Below are 14613 nucleotides of genomic sequence, written 5' to 3'. Positions count from 1 at the left end.
GCTCCCGCAGTACAACTGCGGGACAACATAGCGGGAGAAGACGTCGGGAAAACACGAGTGCAGAGGGAGGTGCTAATATGGATGCCGTGCAGTTGGCAGGGAGATTGCTGTCTACTCGCGCTGGCGGGGCCCTGTTAGCAGCCGCCAACTCCCTGCTCCACAATGACACCCTGCGGGAGCCTGTCGTCCGTTTTGTGGATGGGCGGCTGCGGGCCAATCTGGAGAGAAACGAGCGCGTTCCGCCGGCTTGGCGCAAGATCGCCCAGCAGCGGGGCCTAATGGGCCTGGCCCTCTTCCATACCCTGGACCAGGCCTTGAGACAAAAGAACCTCTCTCCAGAGATGACCCGCGGGATCATCAATGTGGTCGTGCCCGTACTGTTCGGGCCCGGGCAGTTATCTATCCAGCAGCGTTTCAAGGACAAATACGGCTGCAATCCCCCTTGGTTCGTGACGGTGAGCCCGGGCAAGGCGTGCAATCTGAACTGCGTGGGCTGTTATGCCAATTCTGGCCCCAGCCCAGCCAAATTGCCCTGGCCCATCTTCGACCGCATCATAGAGGAGGCCAAGGAACTGTGGGGTTGTCGCTTCATCGTCATCTCTGGGGGTGAGCCTCTGGCCTACCGGTCCGACGGCAAGGGAGTCTTAGACGCGGTGGAGAAGCATTCCGATTGCATGTTCCTGATGTACACCAACGGCACGCTGATTGACAAAGAGATGGCAGCGCGGATGGCGCGGGCGGGCACTCTCACCCCAGCCATCTCTGTGGAGGGCCTCCGGGAACGCACCGACGAGCGCCGTGGAGCAGGGGTCTTCGACCGCATCCTGGAGGCCATGGCCAACCTGCGCGAGGCTGGAGTGCCCTTCGGCATCTCTATCACTGCCACCCGCTTCAACTGCGAGGAAATCCTCTCCGATGAGTTCCTGGATTTCTTCTTCGGCGAGCAGGGGGCGTTCTATGGGTTTATCTTTCACTATATGCCCATTGGCCGCAGTTATACCCTGGACCTTATGCCCACCCCTGGGCAGCGGGTCGAGTTATGGCGGCGCACTTGGGAAGTCATTGAAAAACGGCAGATCGTGCTGATTGACTTCTGGAACGAGGGGCCGTTGGTGCAAGGCTGCATCTCGGCTGGCAGAGAGGGAGGCTACATCTACATTGACTGGAATGGCAAAGTCATGCCTTGTGTGTTCGCACCCTATTCTGTGGCCAATATCCACGATGTATACGCGCGGGGAGGCACGCTAAACGACCTGTGGGAAGCCCCCTTCTTCCAGGCCATCCGCCAATGGCAATACAACTACGGCTACGGTCGAGAGGAGCCGCTGAGGGAGGGGAACTGGCTTCGCACCTGCCCTATTCGCGATCACTACCGGATGTATCGGGAACTCATTGACCGCTATGGCCCCGAGCCGGAGGACGAGGCGGCGCAAGAGGCTCTGGAAGACGAGGAGTATTATAAGGGGTTGGTCGCCTACGGGGTAGATTTCGGCGAGTTCAGTCAGGAGATCTGGGAAAAGGAGTATCTTGGCAGAACATAATATCATGAGGGAGCATCGCTTCCCCGAAGGCGGGTCTTCATTGGACCCGCATCTCTTAGGTGGCAGCCCGGCTGTCAGATGGCAATGGTTGCGGCGGCTCTTAGGTGCACAGTTCGCGGCCGACACGGCCACGTACGCGATCGTCTTCGCCGCCGTGGCTGTGGTGGAAGAGATGACCAGCTCTACCATGCGGGTAGCGTGGACGATTCTATCGTCCACTTTGCCGGGGCTACTGTTCGGCCTGGTGGCCGGCGTGGTGGTGGACCGCCGGGACCGAGTGATGGTGCTGGTGATGGCCAATGCGCTGCGGATAGCGGCGGCGGGGTGTTTTGTGCTCGCCGTCCAGGACGTAACCCACCCTTTGGTGCTGGCGGGGATTTATCTGAGTTGCTTTGCCCTATCCGCACTGGCACAGTTTATCAGCCCCGCCCAGGCAGCCATCGCGCCCCGCTTGGCCGGGGACGAGACCACACTGGTGAGACTGAATTCCTTGAGCAGCCTGTTTGCCCTTGGTTCGCAAGGGTTGGGTGTGGTGGTTCTGACGCCGCTACTGTTGTCAGTGTCTGGGCCAGCGGCCGTGGGGATGGCGGGTGTAGTGCTCTACGCGGTGGCTACCATCATCGCCAGCCGCTTGCCCCATCGGTCTTTCTCATTCTCACCGTCTGGGCGCTCCCTGTCCGCTGTCTGGTCTGATCTGCGCGAGGGGTGGCATTTCATCGCCCACAATCGGGCTGTAACGTTGGCCACGATCTGCTCGGTGGCGGTTTCTGCTACCGCTATCTTATTGAGCGCACTAGCCCCAGGGTTGGCATCACGGGTGTTAGGGGTGAGGGTATCCAGCATCGCCTATATGGCTGTTCCCGCGGGAGTGGGCTTTGGTGTGGGTTTGGTGCTGCTGAATCGTCGGAAACAGCGCTGGAGCCAGATCACATGGGTGAGCGCCGGCCTAATCTGTTTCGGGCTCTCGCTAAGTTGCTTTCCGTTTATGCACCAGTGGGGTTGGCGGGTGATACCCCTACTACTGATGGGTGGGATGGGCCTGGGCCTTGGGTTAGCACTGGTTCTGGTGCCCACTAGGACTATCTTGCAGGAACACCCGCCAGCGGATATGCGGGGTCGGGTTTTGGCCACGCAATCCACCCTGACCAATCTGGCCAATACGCTGCCTTTGCCCATAGCGGGGGGCTTGGCCGACCTCATTGGTATCACCAATGTGATGTTTCTGTTGGCGTTCCTCCTCATGGGGATGGGGGTGGCGAGCGCGGTGCATTCACGCGCCTAACGGCATTTGACAAATCGGCGCAGGTGTGGTATTATTGAGTGAGCATTCACTCATTTTGTGAGTGCTCACTCAATTATTCGGGGGAGGTTTGCGGTGGTGAACACGAGCGAGGAGCGTCGCGCCCGGCGTATGGGTGAGCGGCGTCAGAGCATCCTGGAGGGGGCAGCGCGGGTTTTTGCCCGCAAGGGTTTCGAGAAGGCCACCACGCGCGAGATCGCGCAGGCAGCGGACGTGTCGGAGGGCACGATCTATAACTACTTCGCCAGCAAAGGGGAATTGCTTATGGCTCTGGCGAGTATGGTGCAGGATAAACTCGCGGCCATTGTGCCTGAGCCGCCATCCAATGGAGATGACCGAACCAGTATCGTCAATGCCATTGAGCGTTTGTTGACGGTCATCGGCGAGAACGTGGTAGTGATCCGTGGTCTATTGACCGCGCTCTGGGATCAGGGCTACGGTTTTCACGGTTACCTCCTCCCTGGGGCGCAGAAGATCATCGCCCGGATTGAGGATTACTTGAGAGCGCGCATCGCTGCAGGGGTGATACGTCCCTGTGATGTCCACGATGTGGCGCGCATGGTGATGGGCATGGTCATCTACTTGGCCATGCCTTACGTGCAGGAACTCGAACCTATGCCCTCGGCGGAGCGACGTCGCCAACAGGCAGAACTAGTGGCAGACATACTATTCGATGGGTTACGGGCTTAGGGGGTTTCTATGTGGCAGAGACTTGGGGCGATTATCCAGAAAGAATTCATTCAGACCCTACGCGACCGGCGCACCCTTGCTATCGTACTTATTTTGCCGGTAGTCCTCCTCTTTTTGTTCGGCTATGCCGTGGAGATGCAGGTAGATCACATCCCTACCGTGGTGGTGGATAACAGTCGCGACCAGCGCAGTTGGCAGTTCCTGGAGGCGATGGAGACATCCGGGTTTTTCGACATTGAGTATTACGTGCAGAGCGAGGCGGAGGCGATCAAGGCGATTGACGAGGGGCAGGCCCGTGTGGCGATCGTAATCCCCGCCGACTTTGCCGCGGCTGTCGAGCGTGGCAACGCGCAAGCCCTCGTGGTGGTGGATGGTTCCGATGCTATGACGGTGCAATCGGCTTTCAACGCCGCCGTCACTGTGGGGCAGGCTCATGCTGTGGATCTGCTGACCGAAAAACTGGAGCGCTCTGGATTGCAAGGGCAAAGTTCCTCCCTCGCACCACTGGACGTGCGCACGCGCGTGCTCTATAACCCTGACATCCGCTCGCTTGTCTTTATGGTGCCTGGCATGGTAGCCCTCATCCTGCAACAGCAGACGGTGATGTTGACCGCCCTGGCTATCGTGCGTGAGCGCGAATTGGGCACCATCGAGCAAGTGTTGGTCACACCCATACGGCCCTGGGAACTTATGTTGGGCAAGATACTGCCCAACATCTTAATCGCTTTCTTCAATATGGGCACTATCCTAGCCTTGGGCGTGTTTTGGTTTGGTGTGCCTTTTAAGGGCAGCCTGGGTCTCTTTTTCTGGATGTCGCTGCTGTATGTGTTCTCGTCGCTGGGGCTGGGCATTTTGGTGAGCACGGTGTCCACCAATCAAAGGCAGGCCCAGCAACTCTCGGCGCTGATCCTGTTGCCGGGCATGATGCTCTCAGGCTACATCTTTCCCCGCTCCCAGATGCCCGCCCTTGTTCGCTGGGCCGGGGATTTGCTGCCGGTAACTCATTTCTTGCAGATCGCGCGGGGTATCATGACCAAGGGCGTGGGCTTTTACTTCTTCCGGCAGCAAGTGTGGGTGTTGCTTATCTATGGCGTAGTAGTTTTTGTCCTGAGCGCGTTCTCATTCAAGGAACGGTTGGAGTGAGTGGCCGCTGAATCATCCGATGGGATGAGGCTGGCATGAGCGAATACGTAATCGAAGCCCATGGGCTGTGCAAATCTTTCCGCAGCCGGCAAAAGAATGGCCTGGTCCGGGCGGTAGATGGCGTGGACCTCTTGGTGCGACATGGGGAGACTTTCGGCCTGCTCGGGGCAGATGGCGCAGGCAAGACGACCACGTTGCGCCTGTTGAACGGCTTGCTCAGGCCGGATAGGGGTGAGGCCCGGGTCGCTGGCTTCGATACGGTGAGGGAGTTCCATCAGATACACAAGCGGGCCGGCTATATGCCACAGCAATTCGCGCTGTACGGCGATATGAGCGTGCGGGAGAACTTGGCTTTTTTCGCCAGAGTGCATGGACTAACCCAGGCACAGCAAGAGGAGCGCATCCCGCGCTTGTTGCGCTTTGCACGACTGGAGCCATTCCAAAACCGTCTGGCAGCGCAGTTGTCGGGCGGGATGAAGAAGAAATTGGCTCTGGCGTGTATGCTGGTGCATGAGCCGGAAATAGCATTCCTGGATGAGCCGACGTTGGGCGTGGACCCGGTGTCGCGACGAGAGTTCTGGAACCTCCTATCGGATCTGAGAGCGGAGAAAGGACTGACGGTCTTCGTGTGCACGCCTTATATGGACGAAGCAGAGCGCTGCCACCGCGTGGGGCTGATGTACGAGGGCCGGCTGATTGCCTGTGATACGCCCCAGGCGATCAAACGCATGGTGCCGGGCGAGTTGCTTGAACTGCGGCCCTCGGCTTTGTATGCCGCCAGGGAAGTGGTCCGTCCATTGGAGGGCGTGCTGGAAGTGCAGACTTACGGGGATTTGCTACACATCTTTGTGGACAACGTGCGACGGCGCGCGCCGGAGATCCAGGCCGCCCTGGAAGCAAAGGGGATCACGGTCAGCGGGATGCGGGCCATCGAGCCCCGTATGGAGGAGGCCTTCGTTTCACTCATCCGCCGCCAGGGCCGCCAGACGGGAGGCCAAGCAGTATGCTCATGAGCACAACACCGGCGATCGTGGTGGAGGACCTGGTCAAGCGTTTCGGGGATTTCACCGCCGTGGACCATATCAGTTTCGAGGTCTCACGCGGCGAGATATTCGGCTTTTTGGGGCCCAACGGTGCGGGCAAAACCACCACCATCCGAGTGCTGCTGGGCCTTCTGCGCCCCACGAGTGGCAAAGCCATGGTGTTGGGATACGACGTGACGAGGGAAGCCAAGACTATGCAGTCGCGCGTCGGTTATATGTCGCAGTTGTTCACTTTGTACCCAGACCTGACCGCTGCGGAAAACATCCTCTTCTATGGGCGAGTGTATGGTCTGAGGCCCAGGGAATTGGCACAGCGCAAGGATGAGGTCGTGGCGATGGCGGGGCTGCGTGGCCGCGAAAACGAACTGACGTCACACCTCTCCGGTGGATGGAAGCAACGCTTGGCCCTGGGGTGCGCCATCTTGCACCGGCCGGAACTCGTCTTCCTGGACGAACCGACCGCGGGCGTCGATCCGGTCTCGCGCCGCCAGTTCTGGGAGTTGATCTATGGTTTGGCGCAGCAGGGGGTAACCGTTTTCGTCACCACACACTACATGGATGAGGCGGAGCATTGCCAGCGCGTTGGTTTCATTCACAATGGGCGGCTGATGGCATTAGGTGCACCTTCGGAGTTGAAATCCCAGCAGATGCGTGGCCAGGTGATAGAGATCGCTGGCGCTGATGCAGAGGCTGTGGTGCGGGCGTTGCGCCAGGCCCAGCAACAGGGCTTGCTGGCGTTGGATGAGGTGGCGCTGTATGGTGCCCAGGTGCATGTGGTGGTGCCAGATGCCCAGGAAGCGAAGCCGGCCATCGCCTCTTTCCTGAGCGATGCGGGCCTCGCCGTGCAGAGTTTGAATTGGATCGCCCCTTCGCTTGAGGACGTGTTCATATCCAATGTGCGAGAGAACGAGGATCGCACAGTTCTTTCTTCGAGTATCCAAACGGGAGGGAGTGTGTAGATGAGAAAACGTGGGCTCAGGCTGGTGGGCCTGATTTTGGCCATATTGGTGGCAGTGGCCGTGCTCTTCTCCACACGGGCGGGATTCGGCTTTGGTATGCAGACGAGCACGTGGCCAGGTGATGCGGATGCGTCCGGCGTCATCACCGCGGAGGAGATCGCCCTGTCTTCCTCTCAGGGGGGCAGGGTGGCAGCAGTTTACGTAACGGAGGGAGAAAGCGTGCGGGCCGGGCAGAGACTGGTGGAGTTGGATACAACTTTGCTGGAGGCCCAGATCGCCGTGGCCCAGGCGCAATGGACGGTAGCCCAGGCTGCCTTGCGGCAGTTGGAGGCTGGCGCTCGGCCGGGTGCGATCGCCGTGGCCGAAGCGCGCTTGGCGCAGGCCAAGGCAGCCCATCAGGCTGCATTGCAGGCGTTGACAGATGCACGGGGGCTCCGCGACAACCCTCAGGAGTTGGAGATGCAGATCGCCGTGGGGGAGATCCAGGTGGAAGCAGCCGAATATCGCCTGCAGAGCGCAGTGGCGCTGAAAGATGCGGCAGAAATAGCCAAGGATACCTTGGAATACACGCAGGGTCAGATTCGCGACTGGCCCTATCCCGTGCCGCCACCGAAAATCCCAAGTGAGTTGGAGTCCGCGCCATACGACTGGTGGCGAGCGTGGGCCGGGGTTAACGCAGCCAGCGCTAGCCTGGAAGAAGCCAAGGCGCAACTGGCACATTGGCGCGCGGTGCGGGAAAATCCCCAGGAGTTGGACGCGGCAGTGAATGCGGCCCAGGCAACCGTAGCACAGACCGCCGCGGCGGTGGAGGCAGCACAAGCGCAAATAGATGCCTACCGGGCCGGAGCCAGCGAAGAGCAACTCTCCGCCGCCCGGGCGCGGGTGGCACAGGCACGCGCGGCACTGGATGCGCTCCTGGCGCAACGCGACGAAATGGTCATCAGTGCCCCAGTGGATGGCATCGTCCTCTCGCGGGCGGTACATACCGGCGAGATCGTGGCACCGGGTAGCACGCTGCTCTCGCTGGCCAATCTGGCCGAGCTGAAATTGACAGTGTACGTGGCCCAAAATCATCTCGGTGAGGTGGCACTTAACCAGAAGGTGCTGGTGACGGTGGATGCCTTTCCCGGACGCACTTTCGAGGGGCAGGTGGTGCGCATCGCCGATCAGCCACAATACACGCCGCGCAACGTGGCCACCAAAGAGGAGCGGGTGAACACGGTCTATGGTGTGGAAATACGCTTGTCCAACGAGGAGGGGTTGCTCAAGCCGGGGATGCCCGCCGACGTTGCCTTTGTAGCGGCGGGTTCAGGCGCTTCCTCCCCATTGCCCGCGTCTAAGGTTGTTGCCACGAACTCCGTCCACAGCCCGCTGGAGGCTTCGGGGGTCATCCAGGTCGAGGAGATTCGCCTTGCCTCTGAATTCCAGGGCTACGTCTCGCAAGTGTCTGTGCAGGCGGGAGATCCAGTCACCGCGGGGCAGGTGCTGGTTGTACTCGATAGCAACACCCTGCAATCCAACGTCCGCCAGGCGCAAGCCGCGTTGGACACGGCACAAGCAGACCTGGCCGTGGTTAGGGCCCGGCCGCGAACCGAGGAAGTGGCAGCGAAGCAGGCGCAATTGGCGATGGCCAAGGCGGAACGAGATGGGGCTTATGCCGCGTGGCAGGCGGCGCTTCGCGCCTTGCGTGAACCACAGGCTTTGCAGGAGCAGATCCTACAGGCGGAGGCGCAGGTGGCTCTCGCTGCCCAGAACGTACAAATGGCAGAAGCGGATTACTATCGGGCTCGTTACGCCGCGGACCACGCGGAATGGAACAGCACCGAGCGGCAGGTGTTAGAATTGCAGGCAGAGGCGGCGAAGGCCACATTGGAAGCCGCACGTGCGGACGAACGCGCCGCCCAAGTTGCTTCGCAGCACCTTCGAGGTATGCTGGAGAAGCCCCTGGTTCTGCAAGCCAAAGCAAATGAGGCAGAGGGCAAGTATCGCGTAGCCGAGGCGGCGGTGCAAGTGGCGGGGGCGGAATTGGACGATTTGCTGGCCGGGGCGACGGCGGAGGAAGTGGCCGTTGCCGAGGCGAACACCGCGCTGGCGCAGGCACAACTCCGCCTGGCCCAGACCACGCTCGAGCGCCTGACTATCCGCGCGCCGGTGCATGGCACGGTGGTGGAGCGCACGATCCACGTCGGGGAGACGGCGATGCCTGGCGTAACCCTGCTCACCGTTGCGGATTTGAGCCAGGTGGACCTGGTGGTTTACGTGCCGGTGACCCGGCTGGGCGAGGTACATCTCGGGCAGAAGATTTACATAACGGTGGACAGTTACCCGCAGCGGCAGTTCGAGGGGCAGGTGGTGCACATTGCGGATGAGGCGCAGTACACGCCGCGCAACGTGGCCACCAAGGAAGAGCGGGTCAATACCGTCTATGCGGTCAAGATTCGCCTGCCCAACCCGGGAGGGTTACTCAAGCCCGGGATGGCGGCGGATGCGGTGTTTGGGGAGTGAGATCGGATCGTATTGGATCAAATACGCGGTTATGAGGATAGTACAAACCGAGAATACGGCCAGGAAGACCCAGGCTTGCCAGAAGCCCAGGGATCCGGCCGATACAAACAAGATGAGGGCCAGACATAGTATCCAAAAAGCCAGGCCCAGGATCGCTTTTACAATCAAATTGCTCATCGTTGGGTTCCTTCTATCGCTTGTATGTCATTTGGCATAAGCACCCAGCAGTTTGCGCTTCGACCGACCCGGTGAGCCGAACGCTTCACTAAGTCATCCTCACAGATGCCTACTGGCTCGCTAATATCAGCATCGCCCGCCAGACTTTGTAGAGGGTCAGATAATCGTGGTGGGTGTATTGGATCCGCCGGCCGCCGACCCGTTTGCTCTCGGGGATCAGTTCTGCCTTATCGGCATGGGCGCTGGAGGTGAAGTCAATGGTCAGTGTGATGGGAGGGCGGATGGTGAAAGGAACCGCCTTCGCCTGTAGCGCCCGCTGAGCCGCCGCCTTGATCTGGTCGCGGACCACTTGAGGCGGCAGGCATTTGGCTGCCACGCGGCTGTAACTTTCCTTGACCGCCACGACCTCCAACGTTGGCCCGAGCAGGGCTTTGCCCTCTTCCACCACCATCTTGTCACCTGTCAGTAACACCACCGGCACCCCGAAATAGCCGGCCAGGGCTGCGTTGAGCCCGGTCTCGCCCATCGGCCGGTCGTTTAGGCTGACCTGATAGACGATACTGGAGTAGGTGTGATCCAAAACGCTATAGGCTGTGCCGGACTGGGCATGGTAACCAACGAAGAAGGCAGCATCGAAGCCTTCGTCTATGCCCTGCATCATGCTCAGGGGCTTAGGTGCGCCGCTGATGAGAGTGGCGGCAGGGTTCAGTTCCTCGATCAGGATGTTGCGCATAGAGCCGTGGGAATCGTTGACCACGATCTTGTTTGCACCGCCAGCCAGCGCCCCTTCAATGGCGGCGTTGACCTCCGCGGTCATCAGTTTGCGTGCCCGGTCGTATTCCTTATCCCCCATTTCTGTCTGTGGCGAGGCGACCACCCCAGAGATGCCTTCCATATCGGCGGAAATGAATACTCTCATATTGATCCTTCCCTTTCCCAATTTTATCAAAATCCCATCTGGTTCTTGCCAGGTGCACAGGCCGGAGGCAGGTCTTTCATAGCCAACAAACCGGGTGGGGCCTTCATCACCCGTGGGATGGCGTTGACCACGATGGCTGCTGTGGCCACATCACCGTGGATGCCTTTCACCACCATCTCCAGGTTTGGTGTACCCTCAATGAAGACGGAATCGCCGGCCTCTTCAGCGCCGATCTGCATGCGCAGGTCGAGGGTGATAACCGCTTCGTCTCCTTTCCAGCCGCGCGCTATTTGCTGTAAGCCCGCTACTTGGCCAGGCTGCACTTCGATATATTTGCTCTTCAGGGGGCGATCGGCAATCAGTGGCTCGATGGTCTCCTCGATGCGGTCCAATCTCCACTCCAGGGCATCGGCGATGGTGGCCACCGATTCTGGGAGACCGACGTGCTTCACGGTGCCCGTCTCCACTCGGGCGGCAAATTCCTCTGCCGTCAGCCCGGCGCCGATCTTCCTCTGCAGCGGCAGGCGGCGCTGAGAGGCGTCCACGATGCGTTGCACCCGGATGCGCCGCACTTCCTGACAAACCGCGGTGAGGGCAATGGGCAAGGTGTCCATGATGAACCCTGGGTTGACGCCCGTGCCCACCACGGTAACCTTGTGTTGGCGAGCGACCCGGTCCAGTTCGTAAGCCTGCGCTGGGTGTTGCATCCAAGGATAGGATAGTTCTTCGCAGGTGGATACGATGTCCAGGCCCGCAGCGATGATTTCCAGGAGCTGTGGCTGCACCTGTTTCAGAAAAGAGCCGGTGGAGTGTACGACGATGTCTGCCTGGCTGCTGGCCAGGACTTCTCCGGGCTGATCGGAGACGGTAACACCCAGCGGGGCGTCCAGGCCGATGACCTCGCCTATATCACGACCCGCCTTGGCGGGGTCAATGTCAATACCACCGACGATGGTGAATCCTGGTCGTTGGGTCACGAGGCGGGCGATGGCCGCCCCGATGGGTCCGAGGCCGTAGTGAATAGTGCGGATGTTTTCTGTCATTGTTTAGACTCCTTCTTGGGCGGGCACAAGGCCCGCCCCTACGTTGTGCAGGCGCGAGACCTGCCCCCTACGTTGTGTGGGCGCGAGACCTGCCCCCTACGTTGTGCAGGCGCGAGACCTGCCCCCTACGTTGTGCGGGCGCGAGGCCTGCCCCTAGGTTGGTTTGGGCAGGGTGAACCCCGCCCCTACAGATTGGTTTGTCTATGAAGTAGGTCATCCAGGCTCTCTCTGTGCCGGATGAGACGGCTCTGGGAGCCTTTGACCAGTACCTCTGCCGGCAGGGGTCGCGAGTTGTAGCGGCTGGCCATAGAGAAGCCGTAGGCTCCAGCGTGGGTGATGGCCAGGATATCGCCTTCCTCTGTGGGCGGCAGAGCGCACTGCTGGGCGAAGATATCGCCGTTCTCACAGATGTTGCCGGCCACTGTAACCACGTGTTTCTCCCCCTCTACCCGGCAAGCGTTGATGATCGGGTGATATGCCCCGTATAGCACGGGACGGATCAAATGATTGAAGCCAGAGTCCACGCCCACGATGGTCCTATTCGGCGTGTGTTTGATGTCGTTCACTGTAACCAAGAGGTAGCCGGACTCGGCAACCAAATAACGTCCCGGCTCGAGCATCAGAGTCAGTTCTCGCCCGTAGGAGGCGCAGAAATCAGAGAAGATAGCCGACACCTGACGTCCGAATTCCGCGATGTCCAGCGGCTCTTCGCCGGGCCGATAGGGAACACCCAGTCCGCCCCCGATGTCAATGAACTCCAGGTCAGGGAAATGGCGCGCGGTCTCTAAGAGCAAGGCCATAGCCTCGAGGAGGACCTCTGCATCCAGGATGCCCGAGCCGATATGGCTTTGCAAGCCAATGATGGTCAGTCCCTCCTCTTTGGCCCGGGACTTGATTTCCTCGTGTTGGCGGCGGTCAATGCCGAATTTGCTATGCTCCCCAGCAGTGACCACATACTGGTGGTGGCCACTGCCCACCCCAGGGTTAATGCGGACGGATACCCTGGCCCCGGGTTTCAGCCGCGCCCAATGCCTCATTTGCGTGAACGAGTCCAGGTTAAGCATCACACCCCCACGCGCCAGGTAGGCGAGTTCCTCTTGGCTGGCATTGTAGCCGGTGTAGAGGATGCGATCCGGCGGGTAGCCGGCCTGGCGGGCGAGGAAAACCTCCCCTGGCGAGACGGCGTCAATGCCCGCTCCTTCCTCCAGTAGGATTTTCAGGATGGCCAGGTTGGTGTTGGCTTTGCAGGCGTAGAGGATGCGCAGTGGGCGATACGCGATTGTCTGTGCCAGAGTGTGATATTGGCGGCGGATGGTCTCTTCCTCGTAGACGTAGAGGGGAGAGCCGTATTCACGCACTAGGTCAATCGCCTTGCAATCGGCGAGGTAGAGTTGATTATCGCGGATCTTCATGGAGGAGAATCACTGCTTCAAGTATGGGTCCAAGGCGTCTCGCAGGCCATCGCCGAAGAGGTTGAAACTGAGCACAGTGATGAAAATGGCAAGGCCGGGCCAGATGGAGAGCCAGGGCATGGTGCGAATATAGGGTCTGCCGGAATAGAGCATCTCACCCCAGGAAGGAGTGGGTGGGGGAACACCCAGCCCGATGAAACTCAAGCCAGCCTCGGTCATAATGGCTCCTGGGATGGCCATCGTGGTGCTCACGATCAGCGGGGCCAGACAATTGGGCAGCACATGCCTGAAAATGATGCGCAGGTCGCTGGCTCCCACGGCCCGGGCGGCCTCGATGTAGGCGCGCTCTTTGATGGAGAGCACTTGCCCGCGCATGATGCGAGCCCGGCCAGCCCAGCCCACCACTCCCAGCCCCAAAATGATGCCCAACAGTCCCCCCTTTGGTCCCAGGACAAACATCAGAGCCATCATAAATAAAAGGCTGGGGAAGGCGAAGAAGGCGTCGGCTAATCTCATGATCAGGTCATCTACCCGGCCGCCGTAATACCCAGAGACCAACCCCATCACCACGGCCACAAACAGGGAGAGAAACTGGGGCAAAAAGCCCACTAACAATGAAACACGGGTGCCGTAGATCAGCCGGCTGAGGAGGCAACGGCCCTTAATATCTGCTCCCAGCGGGTACTTGCTCCCCGGCGGCGAGTGACTGTCTTCCAAGTGTTGCTCTATGGGGTCGTGCGGTGCAAGTAGCGGGGCACAGATGGCGACCACAAACAGGAGTACGATGACTACGAGCCCGACGATCGCCATCCTATTGCGCTGCAGCCGATCCCAGGCATCCGAGATAAAGGTACGCGGGGCCTTTTCTTCGCGGAACTTCATTGTCTTCTCCACAAGCAACCCCTCTCGTTTCGACTATTGATAGCGGATACGCGGATCGAGGAAAGCGTACAGGATATCCACAGCCAGGTTGACGAACAAAAAAATGAAAGCACAGAACATCACATCCCCTTGGATGAGGAATAAATCGCGGTTAAAGGTAGCGTCCAGAAGAAGTTTACCCACCCCAGGCAAGCCAAAGACGATTTCCAGGAAGGCCACCCCGGTGAGGTAAACGCCGAAGCCGATGGCTTCCATAGTCACAAGAGGGATCAGGGCATTGCGGAAAGCATGCCGGAAGATGACCACCCGCTCGCGCAGTCCCTTGGCCCGCGCGGTGCGCACGTAGTCCTCTCGGAGCACTTCCAACAAGCAGGAACGGGTCATCCGAGCAGTGGAGGCGGAGCCTAACAAACCCAGAGTCAGGGCCGGGAGCGCCAGGGACCTCAGCCCCTCCGAGAAACCAGAGACGGGAAACAGGCCGAGCCGGTAAGCAAACACCAGTTGCAGGAGCAGGGCCAGCCAGAAACTGGGCATCGAGACGCCAGCGAGGGCGATCAACATCCCGACGTAGTCCGCAATGGAATACTGTTTGATCGCCGAGATCGTGCCGGCGGCGATGCCGATCACCAAGTCTATGATCATAGCCGAGACCGCCAAGGCGATCGTAATGGGAAGCCGCTCCAGAATCAGTTTCATCACGGGCTGGCGGTAGAAGAAAGACTTGCCGAAATTTCCATGTAGGATGCCGCTCACGAAACGTAAGTATTGCACGTAAACGGGTTGGTCGAGGCCGTACTCGTGCCGGATGCGCTCCACGAGGCTCTTCTGAGATGCCGCACGTGGTCCCAGCATCGTTACCACCGGGTCCCCTGGGACGACGTTCATCAGGGTGAAGGTGATCACGGTGACCAGGATGAAGACGGGGATCATCTGCAAGAATCGGCGGGCAATATAGGCGGTCATATTTTTCCCTGCTCCAAACGCGCTACATTAGGATGC

At 59.8% G+C, this 14613-nt stretch carries 13 protein-coding genes; 7 read left to right on the top strand and 6 right to left on the bottom strand.

What is annotated here, in order from left to right; translation table 11 throughout:
- The first annotated feature begins 278 nt into the window (after positions 1–278).
- The 7 genes from H5T64_07210 to H5T64_07180 all read left to right on the top strand — a co-directional run bounded on the left by H5T64_07210 (position 279) and on the right by H5T64_07180 (position 9181).
- Complete coding sequence (locus tag H5T64_07210; protein ID MBC7264135.1) at positions 279–1541, top strand: radical SAM protein; 1263 nt, start codon at positions 279–281, stop codon at positions 1539–1541.
- Positions 1528–2823 carry an MFS transporter gene (locus tag H5T64_07205; GenBank protein ID MBC7264134.1) on the top strand — a complete coding sequence of 432 codons (1296 nt, stop codon included), beginning with the start codon at positions 1528–1530 and terminating at the stop codon, positions 2821–2823. The genes H5T64_07210 and H5T64_07205 overlap by 14 nt, the downstream gene beginning before the upstream one ends.
- Before the next feature lie 93 nt (positions 2824–2916).
- Entirely contained in the window at positions 2917–3531 is a 615-nt protein-coding gene (locus H5T64_07200; protein ID MBC7264133.1) for a TetR/AcrR family transcriptional regulator, read from the top strand.
- A gap of 9 nt (positions 3532–3540) precedes the next feature.
- Positions 3541–4674: an ABC transporter permease gene (locus H5T64_07195; GenBank protein MBC7264132.1), complete on the top strand. Its 1134-nt coding sequence runs from the start codon at positions 3541–3543 to the stop codon at positions 4672–4674.
- A gap of 35 nt (positions 4675–4709) precedes the next feature.
- Positions 4710–5687, top strand: a complete 978-nt coding sequence (locus H5T64_07190; protein MBC7264131.1) for an ABC transporter ATP-binding protein — start codon at positions 4710–4712, stop codon at positions 5685–5687.
- Positions 5678–6676, top strand: coding sequence for an ABC transporter ATP-binding protein (locus H5T64_07185; protein ID MBC7264130.1), 999 nt, complete (start codon positions 5678–5680; stop codon positions 6674–6676). The genes H5T64_07190 and H5T64_07185 overlap by 10 nt, the downstream gene beginning before the upstream one ends.
- Entirely contained in the window at positions 6677–9181 is a 2505-nt protein-coding gene (locus tag H5T64_07180; protein ID MBC7264129.1) for an efflux RND transporter periplasmic adaptor subunit, read from the top strand.
- Here H5T64_07180 and H5T64_07175 read toward each other — a convergent pair.
- The 6 genes from H5T64_07175 to H5T64_07150 all read right to left on the bottom strand — a co-directional run bounded on the left by H5T64_07175 (position 9137) and on the right by H5T64_07150 (position 14577).
- Positions 9137–9358 (bottom strand): hypothetical protein, encoded by a 222-nt coding sequence (locus tag H5T64_07175; protein MBC7264128.1) that lies wholly within the window; start codon positions 9356–9358, stop codon positions 9137–9139. The two genes, H5T64_07180 and H5T64_07175, sit on opposite strands and share 45 nt — an antisense overlap.
- Before the next feature lie 109 nt (positions 9359–9467).
- Positions 9468–10277: a M55 family metallopeptidase gene (locus tag H5T64_07170; protein ID MBC7264127.1), complete on the bottom strand. Its 810-nt coding sequence runs from the start codon at positions 10275–10277 to the stop codon at positions 9468–9470.
- A 26-nt stretch (positions 10278–10303) separates the two neighbouring features.
- Positions 10304–11320 (bottom strand): dihydrodipicolinate reductase, encoded by a 1017-nt coding sequence (locus tag H5T64_07165; GenBank protein ID MBC7264126.1) that lies wholly within the window; start codon positions 11318–11320, stop codon positions 10304–10306.
- Between the two features lie 185 nt (positions 11321–11505).
- The gene (gene lysA, locus H5T64_07160) at positions 11506–12732 is read right to left on the bottom strand and encodes a diaminopimelate decarboxylase (GenBank protein MBC7264125.1); all 1227 of its coding nucleotides are present in this window, start codon (positions 12730–12732) and stop codon (positions 11506–11508) included.
- Positions 12733–12741: 9 nt separating this feature from the next.
- Positions 12742–13614 carry an ABC transporter permease gene (locus tag H5T64_07155; GenBank protein MBC7264124.1) on the bottom strand — a complete coding sequence of 291 codons (873 nt, stop codon included), beginning with the start codon at positions 13612–13614 and terminating at the stop codon, positions 12742–12744.
- 33 nt (positions 13615–13647) lie between these two features.
- Positions 13648–14577, bottom strand: coding sequence for an ABC transporter permease (locus tag H5T64_07150; GenBank protein ID MBC7264123.1), 930 nt, complete (start codon positions 14575–14577; stop codon positions 13648–13650).
- Positions 14578–14613 lie beyond the last annotated feature (36 nt).

The organism is Chloroflexota bacterium (genome assembly GCA_014360825.1).
Classification (GTDB): Bacteria; Chloroflexota; Anaerolineae; order UBA2200; family JACIWT01; genus JACIWT01.
The sequence above is the reverse complement of the archived record's forward strand: the minus strand, read 5'-3'. Positions and strand labels throughout refer to the sequence as shown.